Source organism: Caulobacter sp. NIBR2454 (assembly GCF_027474405.1).
Lineage (GTDB): Bacteria > Pseudomonadota > Alphaproteobacteria > Caulobacterales > Caulobacteraceae > Caulobacter.
Genome location: NZ_CP114871.1, coordinates 933,681 through 950,734, shown reverse-complemented (window position 1 = coordinate 950,734; position 17,054 = coordinate 933,681). Strand labels below are relative to the sequence as shown.

Annotated in this window: 14 protein-coding genes; 5 read left to right on the top strand and 9 right to left on the bottom strand. The window is 64.4% G+C overall.

Going from position 1 to position 17,054, the window contains the following annotated elements; translation table 11 throughout:
- Positions 1-55: 55 nt before the first annotated feature.
- The 4 genes from O5K31_RS04615 to O5K31_RS04600 all read right to left on the bottom strand — a co-directional run bounded on the left by O5K31_RS04615 (position 56) and on the right by O5K31_RS04600 (position 4,364).
- The gene (locus O5K31_RS04615; RefSeq protein ID WP_269716150.1) at positions 56-1,522 is read right to left on the bottom strand and encodes a helicase HerA-like domain-containing protein; all 1,467 of its coding nucleotides are present in this window, start codon (positions 1,520-1,522) and stop codon (positions 56-58) included.
- Positions 1,523-1,589: 67 nt separating this feature from the next.
- Positions 1,590-1,778, bottom strand: coding sequence for a hypothetical protein (locus O5K31_RS04610; RefSeq protein WP_269716149.1), 189 nt, complete (start codon positions 1,776-1,778; stop codon positions 1,590-1,592).
- Between the two features lie 337 nt (positions 1,779-2,115).
- Positions 2,116-3,435, bottom strand: coding sequence for a hypothetical protein (locus O5K31_RS04605; protein WP_269716148.1), 1,320 nt, complete (start codon positions 3,433-3,435; stop codon positions 2,116-2,118).
- A 227-nt stretch (positions 3,436-3,662) separates the two neighbouring features.
- Positions 3,663-4,364, bottom strand: coding sequence for a helix-turn-helix transcriptional regulator (locus O5K31_RS04600; RefSeq protein WP_269716147.1), 702 nt, complete (start codon positions 4,362-4,364; stop codon positions 3,663-3,665).
- A gap of 106 nt (positions 4,365-4,470) precedes the next feature.
- Here O5K31_RS04600 and O5K31_RS04595 point away from each other — a divergent pair, with 106 nt between their 5' ends.
- Positions 4,471-5,199, top strand: a complete 729-nt coding sequence (locus O5K31_RS04595; protein WP_269716146.1) for a glutathione S-transferase family protein — start codon at positions 4,471-4,473, stop codon at positions 5,197-5,199.
- Here O5K31_RS04595 and O5K31_RS04590 read toward each other — a convergent pair.
- Complete coding sequence (locus tag O5K31_RS04590; protein WP_269716145.1) at positions 5,196-5,702, bottom strand: hypothetical protein; 507 nt, start codon at positions 5,700-5,702, stop codon at positions 5,196-5,198. The genes O5K31_RS04595 and O5K31_RS04590 overlap by 4 nt on opposite strands.
- A 132-nt stretch (positions 5,703-5,834) precedes the next feature.
- On the opposite strand from O5K31_RS04590, the gene greA reads away from it, so the two are divergent.
- A complete protein-coding gene (gene greA / locus O5K31_RS04585) occupies positions 5,835-6,314 on the top strand; it encodes a transcription elongation factor GreA (protein ID WP_269716144.1) in 480 nt (159 codons plus the stop codon).
- Between the two features lie 101 nt (positions 6,315-6,415).
- On the opposite strand, the gene O5K31_RS04580 is transcribed toward greA, so the two are convergent.
- Entirely contained in the window at positions 6,416-6,793 is a 378-nt protein-coding gene (locus O5K31_RS04580; protein WP_269716143.1) for a response regulator, read from the bottom strand.
- A gap of 156 nt (positions 6,794-6,949) precedes the next feature.
- On the opposite strand from O5K31_RS04580, the gene O5K31_RS04575 reads away from it, so the two are divergent.
- Positions 6,950-7,165, top strand: a complete 216-nt coding sequence (locus tag O5K31_RS04575) for a hypothetical protein (protein ID WP_269716142.1) — start codon at positions 6,950-6,952, stop codon at positions 7,163-7,165.
- A gap of 334 nt (positions 7,166-7,499) precedes the next feature.
- Entirely contained in the window at positions 7,500-11,594 is a 4,095-nt protein-coding gene (locus tag O5K31_RS04570) for an Eco57I restriction-modification methylase domain-containing protein (RefSeq protein ID WP_269716141.1), read from the top strand.
- A 127-nt stretch (positions 11,595-11,721) separates the two neighbouring features.
- Here the strand turns inward: O5K31_RS04570 and O5K31_RS04565 are convergent, their stop codons facing one another.
- From O5K31_RS04565 to dnaG, 3 genes are all read right to left on the bottom strand, one after another.
- Positions 11,722-12,462: a hypothetical protein gene (locus tag O5K31_RS04565; RefSeq protein ID WP_269716140.1), complete on the bottom strand. Its 741-nt coding sequence runs from the start codon at positions 12,460-12,462 to the stop codon at positions 11,722-11,724.
- Between the two features lie 205 nt (positions 12,463-12,667).
- Entirely contained in the window at positions 12,668-14,617 is a 1,950-nt protein-coding gene (gene rpoD / locus O5K31_RS04560; RefSeq protein ID WP_269716139.1) for an RNA polymerase sigma factor RpoD, read from the bottom strand.
- A gap of 86 nt (positions 14,618-14,703) precedes the next feature.
- The gene (dnaG, locus tag O5K31_RS04555) at positions 14,704-16,602 is read right to left on the bottom strand and encodes a DNA primase (protein ID WP_269716138.1); all 1,899 of its coding nucleotides are present in this window, start codon (positions 16,600-16,602) and stop codon (positions 14,704-14,706) included.
- A gap of 160 nt (positions 16,603-16,762) precedes the next feature.
- Here dnaG and O5K31_RS04550 point away from each other — a divergent pair, with 160 nt between their 5' ends.
- Positions 16,763-17,050 (top strand): GIY-YIG nuclease family protein, encoded by a 288-nt coding sequence (locus O5K31_RS04550; RefSeq protein ID WP_269716137.1) that lies wholly within the window; start codon positions 16,763-16,765, stop codon positions 17,048-17,050.
- The last annotated feature ends 4 nt before the right edge of the window (positions 17,051-17,054 follow it).

Genomic DNA, 17,054 nt, shown 5'->3' with positions numbered 1-17,054 from the left:
TAAAAGCCCGTCATACTGAGGAGCGCGCAAGCGCGTCTCGAAGCACGCACCGCGCCTACCGCCGCCGCAATCCCCCCAGCACCCCACGGATCAGCTCGCGCCCCAGTTGGCTGCCAATCGTCCGCAGCATCGACTTGGTGAAGGCCTCGCCCGCTGACTGGCGGTTGGAGCGGCGCGGGGCGGGGCGTGAAGGAGCTTCCTCCCGCTGTTCGAACCTTGGCTCGGATTTCGGTTTCTGGCTCTTGGCGGCCGCCCCCGCGCGGTCCTGCAGCATCTCATGCGCGGATTTGCGGTTCAGGGGCGTGTCATAGAGCCCCCGTACCGGACTTTGCGCCTGCACAGCATCGCGTTCAAACGGCGTCGCGGGCCCGATGCGCGAATTGGGCGGCCGCACCTTCGTCCGCGCCACCACGGTCGGCGCGCCCTTCTCGTCCAGCACCGAGACCAGCGCCTCGCCCACGCCTAGGGCCTGGATCGCCTCGGCCGTGTCAAAGGCCGGATTAGCGCGGAAGCTTTCGGCCGCCGCCTTAAGCCCCTTCTGCTCGCCGGGCGTATAGGCGCGCAGGGCGTGCTGGATGCGGTTGCCCAGCTGGGCCAGAACGCTGTCGGGCACGTCCGCCGGGTTCTGGGTGACGAAATAGATGCCCACGCCCTTGGACCGGATCAGGCGCACCACCTGCTCGATCTTCTGCAGCAGCGGCTTGGGCGCGTCGCGAAACAGCAGGTGCGCTTCATCGAAAAAGAACACCAGCTTGGGCTTGTCCGGATCGCCCACCTCCGGAAGCTCCTCGAACAGCTCGCTCATCAGCCACAGCAGGAAGGTGGCGTAGAGCTGCGGACTGGCGATCAGCTTGTCGGCGGCCAGCACGTTCACATAGCCGCGCCCCTGCGCGTCCGTCCGCATCAGGTCCGCCAACCGCAGGGCCGGTTCGCCAAAGAACGCCTCGCCCCCCTGGCTGCGCAGGGTCAGCAACTGTCGTTGCAGCGCGCCGACCGTGGCCGGGGCGACGTTGCCATAGACCTGGCCGATCTCCTTGGCGTTCTCCGACAGATAGGCCAGCACCGACTGCAGATCGTCCAGATCCAGCAGCAGCAGCCCCTCGCGGTCCGCCACCTCGAAGGCGATGTGCATCACGCCTTCCTGCACCTCGTTCAGATCGAACAGGCGCGACAGCAGCACCGGCCCCATCTCCGACACAGTCGCCCGGATCGGGTGGCCCTTCTCGGCGAACAGGTCCCAGAACACCACCGGCGCCCCGGATGGCGTCAGGGTCACCCCCATCTCGGCGGCGCGCGCCAGCAGCTTTTCATTAGGAGCGCCCGCCACGCACACACCCGACAGATCGCCCTTCACATCGGCGGTGAACACCGGCACCCCGGCGTCGGAGAAGCCCTGGGCCAGCACCTGCAGGGTGACGGTCTTGCCCGTCCCCGTCGCGCCCGCCACGATCCCGTGCCGGTTGGCGCGATCAAGCCTCAGGCCCTCCGGCTTGTCCGAAAACCCGATCATGACATCGGTCATACGCAAAGCCTCCCTGGCGTCCCTGAGCAGCTTAAACGCGCGGAGCGGGAAGGCGAACCCGGATCGCTCAGCTTCGCACGAACGCCATCACCCAGTTGGTCTCCCAGGTCTCGCCGCCGTCCAAAGAATAAGCCTGACTCCAGCGGGCGCTGTCGGCGGCGATGTCTGACCAGGTGTAGCGGGCGCGGATCGGCCGTCCCTCATCCACATCCTCGCCTTCGAAGACGCCGATCCCGTCCTCGAACCGCCCATGCACCGGCGGCTGCAGCAGCCCGTCCGCCGGGCTGACCCAATAGATCGACCACGCCCCGTCGCCGGATCGAAGGTGCGCAGGGCGAAGCCGAACGGCGCACCGTCCTTGCGGTGCTCCTCCACATTGACCAGTCCGTCCAGGCGCGGCTCGCAGGTGACGACGGTGTCGAAGCCGCTCCAGTCGTCGGCCCCCACATGGCGCTGCTTCAGGCGTCGGTGGCTCACCTCCCAACGGCCGAACAGGAAGTCGAAATCGGATGTCATGGAACGGCCCCCCGGATGGATGGGGTATGTCCTATCCGCTCCTGCTGTCAGCTGATGTCAGCAGCCGCGGTCGCCAGTCAGAAAACCTTGCAGACCACCGGCGGCAGGCTGTTGAAGCCGGGCATGCTGTAGGCGACGGTGTAGGCGCCGGTGCTGGCGATATAGAGGGCGTCGCCAGGCCGAGTGTCCTGGGGCATCCAGATCGACCGGGTCTTGTAGTTCACGCCGCTGCTGTCGCAGCTGTCGTCCAGCCACTCGCACTCGACCATGTTCCCGACCGCCCTATCTGTGGCGAAGCGATAGTGGATTTTCTCATCGGTGACCTCGTAGAGGCCACTGAACTTGCCCACGTCGGTGATCAGCATGTGCTTGTCGCCTGGCTTTTCAGGCGTCTTGAAGTTGACCACCGTGCAGCGGATGACCCCGGCGTCAGCGACCATTCCCCGGCCGGGCTCGATGGCGACGGTGATCCTACGGCCTCCAAAGTGTTCGCGACACGCCTCGCGGATCATCTGGCCATAGGCTTCTATGTTCGGCACGGTCTCGTTGTAGGCGCCGGGAAAGCCGCCGCCGAGATTGACGAACGACATCGTCTCAACGCCCTGCGCCTCCGCGGCCCTGAACAGTTGGGCGATGACCTTGACGGCATTGGCGAAGGCGCTGACGTCGCGCTGCTGCCCCCCGACGTGGACGGAGAAGCCGATGGGAACGAGCCCCCTTTCCTTGGCGAGAGCGGTCAGGACGACGGCCTTTTCTGGCGAGCAGCCGAACTTGTTGGAAAACGCCTTGGCGGCGGTGTCGGCTGTCTCCAGAAGCGAAATGCGGATGAACACCTTCGAGCCTGGCGCCGCGCGGGCGATCTTCTCGATCTCGTCTTCATAGTCGGCCACGAACAGCCGGACTCCGCGAGCAAACGAGGCCGCAATCTGCGCTTCGCGCTTGTTGGTGTTTCCAAAGGAGCAGAGCGCGCCCAGGTCACCCTTGAAGCCCACGCGCGCGGCCGCCTCATGGACCTTTAAGATCTCTCTGTCCGACGCGCAGTCAAACTGACCGCCCTCCTGGATGATCAAGTCCAAGATGTCCGGGTGATCATTGGCCTTCATGGCGTACATGATGCGCACGCCCCGCGGCATCACCGCCTTCATCTTCCGGAATTTGGCCCGGATCGTCTCTAGGCTGACCGCCAGCACCGGGCTGTCGCTCGTGTGGCGCCGGAAGAAATCCAGGTGCTGGGGGCTTATGATTTGCTCTGCGTTGGCGCAGGCGTCGGACAAGTCGCACTGCGCGGTACGAGGCTTTTCCTGCCCGATCGCTGCATTCTTCGGAACGCTTCCGAGGCCTTCCAGAAAGGTCTGAAGGCTCGTCGCCTTCTGCAGGGTCAGCATGTTCTTGTTCACGGAGAAGAGGCCGCTTGTTGTCAGCTACAAGCACGCCTTCCCTTGGTTCCGGCCTGACCAGCAAGACATGAGTCGTCACTACAAGTAGCGACATGGTCAGCGGCGCTCATCTCGAACGATGAAAAAGAACTGAATATTCAATCTAGTAAATAGGGCGCACTTCCATCTTGACGCCCGCGGGCGGCCTGGGCGCCGTGTTACTCAAAATGTGCGCATCGCCTCCTGCTTCAACAGTCACGCCGCCGCCGCTCGGTCTCCATGTACCGCCGCCACTTGGTGCGCAGCACGGCGGGACGTTCGGGAAAGCGCTCGGTCAGGAACTGCGCCCCCGCCACCCGATCGGTACGGAAGGTGCGGAAATCAGCGCGCAGCTCGCACCAGGCGATCAGCAGCCGCACCGTCTCCATGTAGCCGACGGTCACCGGCCAGATGGTGCGTTGGGTCGAGCGCCCCTGCTCGTCGCAATAGTCGAGCACGATCTTGCAGCCCGTGCGGATCGAGGTGCGCACCTGGGTCATGTCGATGGCGTCGGCCTGCACGTTCCAGGAATTGAACGCCCGCCCCGCCGGCTCCAGAACGTGGGGGCGCAGGGTCTCGGGCACGGCGCTGGCGATCTTGGCGATCAGGTCCTCGGCCGCGCGGGCCAGGGCGGGATCGCCGCGCCCGGCCACCCACTGGGCGCCCAGGACGGCGGCCTCGATCTCGTCCGGCGTCAGCATCAAAGGCGGCATATCGTATCCGTCCTCCAGCACGTAGCCCAGGCCGGCCTCGCCCCGGATCGGAGCGCGCTGGCCCATCAGGGCGGCGATGTCGCGATAGACGCTGCGTTTGGACGTCTCCAGCTCGGTCGCGATCGCGTCCGCCGTGATTGGCCCGCGGGCCCGGCGAAGGATCTGGATGATCTGGAAAAGGCGTTCGGCGCGTCTCATGGCGGACCTCTAGCTGAGCCATGCTGACAGCATGCTGGCAGCAGGGTGGCGGTAGCAATAGGCCGTCGGCCCCGCTCCCCTGGTGGCCGCGGATGGAGGGACCGCGATGATCAAGCTCTATGGCGCCGGCGAAGGCTTCGGCCTGCCCGAATACAGCCCCTACGCCTGCAAGACGGAGGTGCAGTTGCAGATGGCGGGCCTGGCCTATGAAAAGCACCGCGCCCCGCCGCACCTGTCGCCCAAGGGCCAGTTGCCCTTCATCGACGACGGCGGCCGGATCGTCGGCGACTCCACCTTCATCCGGGTCCACATCGAGGAGACCTACGGCGTCGACCTGGACGCCGGCCTGACCAACGCCGAGCGCGCCCAGGCCTGGGCCATCGAGCGGATGGTCGAGAACCACTTCGGCTGGGTCGGCGCCTGGACCCGCTTCATGATCCCCGAGAACTACGAGAAGGGCCCCGCCCGCTGGTTCGACCACCTGCCCGCCCAGCAGGCCGAGGAGATGCGCGCCGTGGTCCTGGACAAGGTGCAGGCCAACCTCATGTCCGTGGGCGTCGGCCGCCACCAGCCGCACGAGATCCTGGCTATGGGCGACTGGACGCTCCAGTCGCTGTCAGCCCTGCTCGACTGCAAGCCGTATCTGATGGGGGATCGCCCGGCCGGCGTGGACGCCGTCGCCTTCGCCATGCTGGCCAGCGTGATGACGCCCTTCTTCGACAGCCCCCTGCGCCGCCGGGCCGAGCGTTATGGAAACCTGGTCGCCTATGTGGACCGCATGATGGCCCGGCACTACCCGGACCATCCGTGGGCGGAGCTGGCGGCCGCCGCCTAGTGCGGCCAGACCTCTTTCAGCACCGAGACCTGGCCGTTCTTGACCATGATCTCCAGCGAGGGGTCCTTGGGCGCGCCGGCCGCGAACAGTTCATAGATCACCGAGCCGTCGGTCTGCTTGCTCTCGATCACGCGGACCGGCTCGACCTTCTTCTCTGACTTGGCGGCGGCGGCCCGCACCTCGGCCGGAGCATTCGCCCAGGCGATGTCGCGCTGAATCTCCACCACGCTGAAGGCGCCGTCGCCGGTCTGCATGACGTCCAGTTCGATCTCGCCGTCCGGGGTGGTCCCCTCCACGTCGAAATAGACCCGCCCCTCGCGTTCCTTCTTCTGCGCCTGGGTGATGGTGATGCCCGGCGCCGTGCCCTTGACGATGGCGGTCACCGCCGACGGCAGGTCCGCGGGCTTGAGGTCCGTGATCTTGGTGACAGGCTGGGCCTGGGCCGCGGCGGCGAGGCCGAAAGCGGCGGACAGGGCCAGGATGAGGGGGCGGACGGCGGCCATGGGCGCTCCTCTGAACAGGGGCCGCACAGTGGACCAAGCCGCCCGCGGCTCCAATAGCCCACCTCATGCGTTGGCTTGTCAGAGGCCGCCCCGCCCCCTAGTCAGGCCGGCCAAACCAGACAGCGAGCGGACATGAGCGTCGCCTTCACGCGCGAGGAAGATCACGAGGCCACGGCGGCAGACCTGCCCGACCGCCCGGTCTCCGCGCAGCCCAATCTCGTCACGCCGCAAGGCCTGGCCCAGATCGAGGCCGAGCTGGCCGCCGCCCGCGCCGCCTACACCGCCGCCCAGTCAGCCGGAGAGGTCAGCAGCGACCGCACCGCCATGGCCCGCGCCACCCGAGACCTGCGCTACTGGTCGGCCCGCCGGGGCAGCGCCCAGTTGGTCGAGCCGACCCCCGATCCCCAGGTGGTGACCTTCGGCGGCAGCGTCACCTTCGATCGCGAGGACGGCCGCCGCCAGACCTTCCGCATCGTCGGCGAGGACGAGGCCGACCCCGCCCAGGGCGCGGTCTCCTACGTCTCGCCCCTGGCCCAGGCCGTGCTGGGCAAGGCCGTGGGCGAAGAGGCCGTGGTGGCGGGCGCCGAGGTGGAGATCGTGGCCCTGGGGTAGCTATCCCGCCGGCCCAACCCTTCACCGCTCATCCCGGCGCAGGCCGGGATGAGCGGAGTTTAGGGGGCCAAGGCGCCTCCCACCGCAAGGGAGGAGAAGGATCAACCCGCCCCCAGGAACATCCGCACGTTCTTGGCCAGGAACTTCGGGTCGAACGGCTTGGTCACCGCCCCCTTGCCGCCCATGGCCCGCAGCTCCTGCAGGGTGACCGCGTGGGTGTGGCCGGTGACGAACACCACCGGCGTCTCCTCATGCCCCGGAATCTGGCGCATCCGCTCCAGCACCGCCGGCCCGTCCAGGCCCGGCATCACCACATCCAGCAGCACGCCGTCCGGATGGAACCGCTCCAGGATCGACAGCGCCTCCTCGCCCGACGCGGCGAAGGTCACCGAAATCTGCGGGTCCAGCGACAGGGCGATGTCGGCCAGCTCGTGCATGTCCGGGTCATCATCGACATAGAGCAGGTCCAAGGGGCGCATGGCGGTCCGGAAAATCACAAAGGAAGGACCCGGCGATTATCCACCCGCCGGACTGCGGCGCCTAGCCGCCGGGGTGCGGCGGTTTCGCTCATCTTGCGTTCATCATGCTGTCGTAAAGTCGGTCCGGTAAGTGCAACAACAGGGCATTGGACCCCTATGCAACAGCGTCACCTTCTCGGCGCCTTCGTGCTCGAACTCAACGATGCGGCCGCCGCCCGCCAGGCCTTCGAAGGCCTGCCCGCCCCGATGAAAGCCGGCGCCGAACTGCGCGTCCGCCTCGACGGCGCCCAGATCGCCACCCCCTCGGCCGACGCGGCCGAATGGCTCAAAGCCTACTACGCCACCCACGGCGGCGAGGCCCTGGCGGCTTAAGCCGCCCCTTTCTGGCGAGAAAAAGCCGGCTTAAGAGCTGCCGCCTGAGCCTGAGAGAGGGCCGGCCAAGCGCCGCCCTCCGATCCCCGCACCCGCATACGAAAAGGGCGACGCCTTTCGGCGCCGCCCTCGTCGGTGTCACGCAGCTGTAGGGGGATCAACTGCTGCAAGAGCTCAACAAGTCTCCGACGAGTCGAGATTGCGCGAAGCTGCGGATAAATACAATCCCCGATTGTTTTGTGGTGAGAGGCAGGTTTCGCGCAGGGGCGGCATGGCCGCTTTGCCATAAGCATATCAGACAGCTAAGACCCTTAGATCCAGGGGGCTGCGCGCATTGTCTGATTCCACACTGTTCAGCACCGGTGCCTTGTTCAGCACCGATTACCTGCAAGAGGCGATTAAGGCCACGCAAGCCTATCGCGCCATAGACGTCGTTGATGTTCGAACGCGCTTGATGGCTATCGCCGCCGCATTTCCCCAGAGCGCTCATACTAATGAGAGCCAGACGGAAGACGATTTCATATGGCCCGTCCTGACGGTACTCGGCTGGTCAGAATCGCTACGACAGCAAAACTTGACGGTAAACGGTCGCGACGATGTGCCCGATGGCGTGCTTTTCGCGGACGCCGCCGCAAAGGCCGCCGCTAACGCACAGACCGAACAGTGGCGTCGGTACGCGTACGGGCTGGCGGTCGTCGAAAGCAAGCGTTGGGCTCGCCCACTAGACCGAGCTACTGGTCGCGACGAGACGACAGCGCCCTCGACACAGATGCTACGCTATCTGCGGAGGATCGACGATACTACACATGGGAAGCTGCGCTGGGGCGTCCTGACCAACGGGAATCGCTGGCGGCTTTATTGGGCGGGCGCGCGCTCTATTTCCGAAGAATTCCTTGAGATCGATCTGGGACAGGCCCTGGGCCTCGAAGAAAACAACCTCTTCGCCGACGAAGAAACCCGCGACCATTGGCTTCGCGTATTCGCGGTCATGTTTAGCCGAAAAGCGTTTCTACGCGAAGGCGTAGATCAACAGTCATTCCACGATCGCGCACGCGCTGAAGCAGCCTTTTACGAAGAACGAGTTGCAGCCAATCTGTCTCGTCTAGTTTTTGATCAAGTTTTCCCTGATCTAGCTCGAGCCTTAGCTGTGGCCGCGCCGGAATCTTCGCTAGACGAAATCCGGAATGCGGCACTTATCCTGCTGTATCGGCTACTCTTCCTACTCTACGCAGAAGACCGCAACCTCCTTCCGGTCAGCGATCCGCGCTATGAGGATTATGCACTCCGTCCCCTTCGCCTTGAAATAGGCGAGCGAGTGACCGACGGTGACGTATTCTCAGCTACGGCCGCGAAAGTCTGGTCGCATATCTCCGACCTCGCCCGGATCATCGATAAGGGTGATGGTTCTGTAGGGATACCGCCATACAACGGTGGACTATTTTCCACGGTTGGCACGCCGTTGTTAGCTGGCGCGCGTATTCCGGACAGCGTGATGGCGCCTGCGCTGGATGCCCTTTCATACGAACGCGCCTCAGGGCAGCGGCGCTACATCAACTACCGAGACTTGTCGGTGCAGCAACTCGGGTCGATCTATGAGCGACTTCTAGAATTCGAAATTGTCCGCGAACCGGGCGAGATCGGCGACGTAGGCTATCTAACTATCCGGCCCAATCTATTCGCGCGTAAAAACTCCGGTAGCTACTACACACCGGACGAGTTGGTCGGCCTTCTCCTTAATGAGACGCTCGAGCCCTTGGTCACCGAGTGTCATGAAGCCTTCCGTTTAGCGTTAGCCGCATTGAACTCGAAGGATGGAGAGGACTTACAACGAAGGATATTGCGGGACGTTGATCCGGCAGAGGCCATTCTGTCGCTACGTGTCTGCGACCCCGCTATGGGCTCCGGCCACTTTCTGGTCAGCTTAGTCGATACTCTGGCAGACCACGTTTTGGAGGCAATGGCAGAAGCCGCCGCCCTCGGCAAAGATATCGCATATGTCTCGCCGCTGGCCGACAAGATCGAGACGATCCGCGCCACGATTTTGAAGAACGCCAAGACTGCGAACTGGACAATAGACGAGAAGCAACTCGACGATCGGCACATCGTTCGCCGCATGGTGCTCAAACGCTGCGTTTACGGTGTCGACAAGAATCCCATGGCGGTCGAATTGGCCAAAGTGGCGCTGTGGCTGCACACTTTCACCGTCGGAGCCCCGCTCTCCTTCATTGACCATCATCTACATGCTGGCGACAGCCTGTTCGGGCTCTGGGTTCGCGACGCCATCGACAAGGCGAGCGCACAGGGTGGCGAATTGTTGTGGAATGCTGCGCTGCGTAACGCCCAACGCTCAGCAGAGGCGATGAAGACGATCGAGGCGCTAACCGATATCGAAATCGGCGAAGCACACCGTTCGGCCGCTATGTACGAAGACGTGGAACTGATGACGGGGGAACTCGACGGTTTTGTCAGCTTCGTCCACGCACTCGATTGGCTCAACCTAGACCGTGCGGGCAAGGCGCTGGTGCGTTTGTGGCTGGATGGCCAGTTTGGCGACCCCATTCCTATTGCACGCGGCCGGAAGCCCCCTGAATCCGGTAAGGCGCGCGCTGAAGACGTAGAGGCGTTTACCGAAATCTGGCGGCGTACGCGCTCCTTGATCACCGAAGAGCGTTTCCTCAACTGGCAAATCACCTTTCCTGGCGTTTGGGACCACTGGGCCAGCAAGGCCCGTACGGGTGGGTTTGATGCAGTAGTGGGAAACCCGCCTTGGGATATGATGGAGTTTGAGGAAGTCCCCTGGTTTGAAGCTCGCGATCGCGGCATCGCTTTCGAAACGAATCGCGCCGCGCGCGGCCGCCGCATCGCCGCCCTCAAGGCAAGTGAAGCCCCCCTGTGGCTCGACTATAAGAAAGCAACGAAACGAGCCGCTGACGCCACTCGTATGGCGCGAAGCAGCGCCATTTATTCGAAGCTCAACCGGGGCCGCATCAACCTCTTTAAACTGTTCGTCGAACGTGCGCGTACCCTTGTGAAGCCGAATGGCATGGTGGGGCTACTAACTCCCAGCGGCATTGCCTCAGATCTTTCTGCCAGCGCCTTCTTCAGAGAAGTGGCGACGGGCGGCAATCTGAAGGCACTCTATGATTTTGAGAACAAGAAGGTCTTTTTCCCAGACGTCCACGCGAGCTTCAAATTCTGTGCATTGGCCTTCAGTCCGGAACGCACTTTCGAGGCAGCGAAATGCGGATTTTTCCTGCATTCTGTAGACGAAATCGCTGATCCCCAGCGAACTTTCGCCCTACGTCCGGACGACTTTGCGCAAGTCAACCCGAACACAGGTACCGCTCCAACATTTCGCTCGCGCCGCGATATGGAAATCACGACCGCCATATATGCGCGCTTGCCTGTGCTTGCACTGAATGGACTGACACCGACGAAGCAGTACTCCATCCACTTCGCACAAATGCTCAACATGTCCGCAGACTCCGACAAGTTTGTCGAGCTCGCCGAACTGGAAGGAGTGCAGGGCGCTTGGCGTGTTAGGGGCAACCGGTACAAGTCGGGCGACGGGGAGTGGCTGCCGGTCTTCGAAGGCAAGATGGTTCAAGCCTATGATCATCGCGCCGCAGATATTGTGATCGAAGGCGAAAACCTATTTCGGCCAGGCCAGGGCGAAAGCCTTACCTCTGGTGACCATGCCGACCCTGATCGGGTTGCGGTGCCTCGATACTGGATCAAGTCATCGGACACCCCTTGGGAGGGAGCGCACGAGTGGTGCATGGCGTTCAAGGACATCACAGCCTCCACGAATATGCGGACTTCGATTGCCGCCATAATTCCGAGAGCCGGCGCCGGGCACACATTGCCAGTCGCATTTCCCGACGAAGGCGCGCAGGCTGCATATGTGGACGAAGCGCCGCTTCTTCTCGGCAAGTTCAACAGTCTCATTTTCGACTACCTTGCTCGTCAGAAAGTACATAGCACTCACCTATCTTGGTATTTACTAGATCAGCTCCCCGTCATTCCACCATCAGGTTACGCTAGGTCTTTTGGTGAAAAGTCGGCCGCCGATATCGTTCGCAGAGCTGTTCTGGAGCTCACCTATACTTCACATGACATGGAACCATTTGCCCGCGACATGAATCATGTGGGTGCGGACGGCAAAGTGCCCCCCCCGTTTGTGTGGGACGAAGCCCGACGCCTGAACCTGCGCGCCAAGCTCGATGCGCTCTACTTCATCCTCTATGGCGTATTCGACCCGGCAAACCCCACCCAAAGCCGGGATGACATCCGCTACATCTATTCGACCTTCCCGATTGTTGAGCGCGAGGAGGTCGCACGGTGGGGTAGCTATCGCAGTCGTGACATGGCACTGGCGTGGATCAACGCGCTAATGGCCGGCCAGCCGGATGCGGAGATCGCCGGGTAACTGCACTCGCTCTTGCCGAAGGATTGAGGGGCGAGGCCCTCTGCGACCTGCTGCGCGAGCACCGCATCGGCGTGAAGGTCGAGATGGTGCCCCAGGTCGCCCTCGACGAGGCGGCCCTGGCCGCCCTCTAGACCTCCCCCAACCGCTCCGCCCCCTCCATCCACTCGCACGTCCTCAGGTGCTGGCGGATCATCAGGTCGCTGGGCGACGCCGGCTCGGGGATCGGGCGCAGGGCGCCGTCGGCGGTGAAGTACTTAGCGGCGCAGCCGCTATCGACCGCATGGGCGAAGTCGCGGGCCACGACCTTGGGGCCGAAGTGCAGGGCCCGCCAGTGGTACAGGAACCACATGTGGTGCGCCGTGGCGCCATAGGGCGGGTCGGCCAGCATGGCGTAGGCCAGGGACTTGGCCTTACTGAGCACGAAGTCGTCATAGCGGGCGACCGTGTCGTCCCACGCCGGCTCGTCCGTCTCGGCGGGCTCGTCGGCCTCGGGATCGACGCCGGCCAGCTTGGCCAGGGCCTCGGCCGAGCGGATCAGGGCCTGGGCTTCGCCCGCCCGTCCCTGGGCCAGCAGGGCGCTGGCGCGGGCCGTGGCGTCGGCCACCGCCTGTTTGGGCGCCACCGGGGCGGGGGGCTCGGCGTCGCCCGCCTGATCGCGCCGTTCGAGATCGGGCGGCAGGGACGCGTCCAGTTGCTCGGCGATGTGGCTGCGGGTCCAGCCCTCCAGCCGGGCCTTCTTGCGGATATTGGCCAGGCCCACGTCAAAGCGCTTGGCCAGGACGGGGGCGCTCTCTCCGGCGATGTAGCATTCCCGGACCCGGGCCCAGACCTCGGGGCCGCGATATTTGCGAAGTCGATAATGTTCCATGCCGCAAGGATACGGCCGCTCTGGAGGGCGGGGATTAGAGGCCGCGAAGTATCCGTCCGTCACCGCCAGTAGCCGTTCGTATCCGCCAGTAGCCGTTCGTATCCGCCAGTAGCGGTGGATAGGTCGCGCAATTCTCCCTCGACCCTCCCTTTTGGGGGAGGACCGATAAGAAAAAGGGCGGCCCTTTCGAGCCGCCCTTTGTTGCTTAGGAGTCCAGGAAGCTGCGCAGCTTCCGGCTTCTGGACGGGTGCTTCAGCTTCCGCAGGGCTTTCGCCTCGATCTGACGGATGCGTTCGCGGGTCACGCTGAACTGCTGGCCCACTTCCTCGAGGGTGTGGTCGGTGTTCATGCCGATGCCGAAACGCATGCGCAGCACGCGTTCCTCACGCGGGGTGAGCGAGGCGAGGACGCGGGTGGTGGTCTCGCGCAGGTTGGACTGGATCGCCGCGTCGATGGGCAGGACGGCGTTCTTGTCCTCGATGAAGTCGCCTAGGTGCGAATCCTCCTCGTCCCCGATGGGGGTTTCGAGCGAGATCGGCTCCTTGGCGATCTTCAGGACCTTGCGCACCTTTTCCAGCGGCATGGCCAGCTTTTCGGCCAGTTCTTCCGGGGTCGGCTCGCGGCCGATCTCGTGCAGCATCTGGCGGCTGGTGCGGACGATCTTGTTGATCGTCTCGATCATGTGCACCGGGATGCGGATGGTTCTTGCTTGGTCAGCGATGCTGCGGGTGATCGCCTGACGGATCCACCAGGTGGCGTAGGTCGAGAACTTGTAGCCGCGGCGGTATTCGAACTTATCGACGGCCTTCATCAGGCCGATGTTGCCTTCCTGGATCAGGTCCAGGAACTGCAGGCCGCGGTTGGTGTATTTCTTGGCGATGGAGATCACGAGGCGCAGATTGGCCTCGACCATTTCCTTCTTGGCCTGACGGGCCTCGCGCTCGCCCTTCTGGACGGTCTGGACGATGCGGCGATAGTCGTCGATCGGCACGCCGGTTTCGGTGGCCAGGGCGGCGATCTCCTGGCGGATGTCGCCGATCTGGCTGCCGTCGTTCTCGCTGAACTTGGTCCAGCGCACGCCCATGGTCTTGACGGTCTCGGACCAGTTGGGGTTCAGTTCCTGGCCGAAATAGGCTTTCAGGAACTCGCTGCGGCTGATGCCGTAGCTGTCGGCCAGGCGCAGCAGGCGGCCTTCCAGGCCCACCAGGCGCTTGTTGATCGCATAGAGCTGGTCGACCAGGGCCTCGATGCGGTTGTTGTTGAGCTTCAGCGTCTTCAGCTTGCCGACGATGGCGCTGTTGGCGGCCTCATAGGCCTTGCGGTCGGCGGTGGTCAGGTCCTCGCCGCGCAGGCGCTGTTCGACCAGCTTCTCCTGCAGGCGGCGGAAACCGTCGAAGTCGGCGGCGATGGCGTCCAGGGTCGCCATGACCCCCTCGCGCAGCTCGCCTTCCATGGCGCTGACCGTGGGGCCGGCGCCATCGTCGAAGTCATCCTCATCCTCGGCCCCCTCGGCCGCCGGCTCGGCGCCTTCCTCGGCGGGTTCGGCGGGTTCGGCCGCCTCGCCGACGGCCGGCGCGCCCTCGGGCGGGCCGCCGTTCAGGGCGACATAGGTGCCGTCCAGGTCGATGACTTCACGCAGCAGGATGCGGCCGCTGCCCAGTTCCTCGCGCCAAACCATGATGGCTTCGAAGGTCAGGGCGCTTTCGCACAGGCCGCGGATCATGGTGTCGCGGCCGGCTTCGATGCGCTTGGCGATGGCGATTTCGCCCTCGCGCGACAGCAGCTCCACCGAGCCCATTTCGCGCAGGTACATGCGCACGGGGTCGTCGGTGCGGTCGTAGGCGGGCTTGTCGTCGGTGGTGACGACGGCGCTTTCCTCGCGGTTGGCGACTTCGCCGCCTTCCTGGCCCTCGGCGTCCTCCTCGGCTTCGACCACGTTGACGCCCATCTCGCTCAGCATGGCGAGGGTGTCTTCGATGGCTTCCGAGGTGACCTCTTCGGACGGCAGCACCTTGTTCAGCTCGTCCATCGTGACGTAGCCGCGGGCTTTCGCCTGCTTGATGAACTTCTTTACGCCGGCGTCCGTGAGGTCGAGCAGCGGGCCGTCTTTTTCAGGGGCGTCCGCGGTTTCCGTCTCGGCCGTTTGAGCAGTCATCTAAGTCTCCGAATTCGTCGCCGCGCATATGTGCAATTGCGGCGCCGAAAAAATCTTTATGAGGCGTTTGGTCGCTTCGTTCCGGGCTAGATCGCGTCAGACCACAGAGTTCCCGAGCGGACAGCGCGCTTGAGCGTATCCCGTTCCGTCTTCAAGCGCTCGAAAGCCTCCATGTCAGAACGCCCCCCAAGGTGACCCTTGGCGGACGTGACGGCTTCCTCGAGCGCAGCCAGACGGTTTAGGACCGACAAAGCGTGCGACCACTGGGACCTGGCGGCCTCGAGCGTGACATCCTGTTTCAGGAAGGGCGCGCTCGATGCGGCGGCGGCCCGGTCGATGTCAGTCAAAAGCGCGGCAAACCCACGAGAGCGCAGATGGCGTGCGAGTCCCTCTGAGTCAAGGGTTTCTGCTTCAAGTCGGATCGACGCGAGCTCGTTTGCGAGGGCTTTTAGGTTCGGATCGCCGAACCCTTTGCTCGGCAAATCCTCCAAATGGTCGTCCAACCGATGCGGGTCTTCGAGGGCGCCCTTGGCCAGTGCGGCGGCCAGGGGATCAAGAGAATTAGCCAGCCGTTCGGCCGCCGCCTTGCCCGCAGCGGTCGGCGGCATGGGCGGCGGCGGGCCTTTGCGCCAGGCGCCTCCGCCGCGCCCAGGCTCATAGGGCGCACGTGGCTGCCAAGCCGGCCGGGCCTGGGGCATGTCACGCCCTAGCAGCGTATCGAGCCGCGCCAGCAGGTCGTCGCGATAGGCTTGGGCCAGATCCTTGTCGGCGATGCTCTGTGCGGCGGCGCGCAGGCGCTGCTTCAGGCCCGCCTTGCGTTCCGGCGTGTCGAGGGGCTCGGCATCCTTCTCGCGGGTGAACAGCGCCTCAACGAAGGGAATGGTGTTCGACAGCTGCGTCCGCAGGGCCACCGGCCCCTGGTCGCGCAGGACGTCGTCGGGGTCCTTGCCGCCCTCGACCACCGAGAACTTGAAGCTTCTGCCGGGCTTGAGCAGCGGCAGGGCGCGGTCGATGGCCCGGCTGGCGGCCCGCTGGCCGGCCTTGTCGCCGTCGAAGGACAGGGTGGGTTCGGGATGCAGGCGCCACAGCACCTCCATCTGCTCCTCGGTCAGAGCCGTGCCCAGGGGCGCCACCGCCGCGATCCCTGCCCGCTGGCAGGCGATCACGTCCATATAGCCCTCGACCACCACCAGGGCGGCCTCCCCGCCTCCGGCTTGGCCGGCGTGCAGGATCTTTCGGGCCTCGGGCAGGCCGTACAGCAGGCGACCCTTGTGAAAGAGGCTGGTCTCCGGCCCGTTCAGGTACTTGGCCCGCGCCTCCGGATCCATGGCCCGACCGCCGAAGCTGACGATCTTTCCCCGCGCGTCGGCGATGGGGAAGATGATGCGGTCGCGGAACCGGTCATAGGGCGCGCCGCCGTCCTCTGGCGCGATCAGCAGGCCCGCCTCAACCAGTTCGGCCGGCTTGGCGCCCTTGGCGATCAGATAGTCCTTCAGGGCGGTGCGGCCTGAAGGCGAGAAACCTAGGCCAAACCGCTTCCACTGGTCCTCGGGCAGACCGCGCTTTTCCAGATAGGCGCGGGCGGCGGCCCCCACGGGGCGGCGCAGTTCGGCCTCGAACCACTTGGCGGCCTGATCCATCCAGTCGGTGAGGCTCTTTCGCTTCTCTTCCTGCTCGGCCGAGTGCGCGTCCGGCTCCGGCAGGGCCATGCCCGCCTCGGCCGCCAGCCGCTCCACCGCCTCGACGAAGGTCAGGCGCTCGGTCTCCTGGAAGAAGGCGATCAGGTCGCCGTGCTTGCCGGAGCTGAAATCGTGAAAGAAGCCCTTGTCATCGTTGACGAAAAACGACGGGCTCTTTTCCTTGGAGAACGGCGACAGGCCGACGAACTCGCGGCCCTGGCGCTTGAGTTTCACGGACTTGCCGATCACGTCCGACAAACGGACGCGCGACTTTATCTCCTCAAGGAAGCGGTCGTCGAAGCGCATGAGTTCTCTTTATGGGAACTCAGAGGCATAGCGAATAGCTATGCCTTCTAAAGCCGCTCATCCCGGCGAAGGCCGGGACCCAGATCCATCCAGAGCGTCAGCAGGGCTTCACCTGGGCCCCGGCCTTCGCCGGGGTGAGCGGGCGTGGCTAAGCTGAGCTATGGCGTTCTATGCGTACATCATGGCCAGCCGCCGCAACGGCACGCTCTACGTCGGCTCAACTGACGACATCGCGCAACGCGCCTGGGAGCACCGCGAAAAGGTCCGCCCCGGCTTCACCGCCAAGTACGGCTGCTCGATCCTCGTGTGGATGGAGCCGCACGCTGCGCGCGAGAGCGCATTCTCTCGTGAACGCCAGATCAAGGAGTGGCGGCGGGCCTGGAAGCTGCGGCTGATCGAAGAGACTAACCCGACCTGGCGCGACCTCTACGAGACCTTGAACCATTAGGACC

Bases quoted from the DNA above. Each gene is read 5' to 3' on its own strand.
- O5K31_RS04615 (WP_269716150.1), bottom strand. From the start codon at position 1,522: ATGACCGATGTCATGATCGGGTTTTCGGACAAGCCGGAGGGCCTGAGG.
- O5K31_RS04600 (WP_269716147.1), bottom strand. From the start codon at position 4,364: ATGAGACGCGCCGAACGCCTTTTCCAGATCATCCAGATCCTTCGCCGG.
- O5K31_RS04595 (WP_269716146.1), top strand. From the start codon at position 4,471: ATGATCAAGCTCTATGGCGCCGGCGAAGGCTTCGGCCTGCCCGAATAC.
- O5K31_RS04590 (WP_269716145.1), bottom strand. From the start codon at position 5,702: ATGGCCGCCGTCCGCCCCCTCATCCTGGCCCTGTCCGCCGCTTTCGGC.
- greA (WP_269716144.1), top strand. From the start codon at position 5,835: ATGAGCGTCGCCTTCACGCGCGAGGAAGATCACGAGGCCACGGCGGCA.
- O5K31_RS04580 (WP_269716143.1), bottom strand. From the start codon at position 6,793: ATGCGCCCCTTGGACCTGCTCTATGTCGATGATGACCCGGACATGCAC.
- O5K31_RS04575 (WP_269716142.1), top strand. From the start codon at position 6,950: ATGCAACAGCGTCACCTTCTCGGCGCCTTCGTGCTCGAACTCAACGAT.
- O5K31_RS04565 (WP_269716140.1), bottom strand. From the start codon at position 12,462: ATGGAACATTATCGACTTCGCAAATATCGCGGCCCCGAGGTCTGGGCC.
- rpoD (WP_269716139.1), bottom strand. From the start codon at position 14,617: ATGACTGCTCAAACGGCCGAGACGGAAACCGCGGACGCCCCTGAAAAA.
- dnaG (WP_269716138.1), bottom strand. From the start codon at position 16,602: ATGCGCTTCGACGACCGCTTCCTTGAGGAGATAAAGTCGCGCGTCCGT.
- O5K31_RS04550 (WP_269716137.1), top strand. From the start codon at position 16,763: ATGGCGTTCTATGCGTACATCATGGCCAGCCGCCGCAACGGCACGCTC.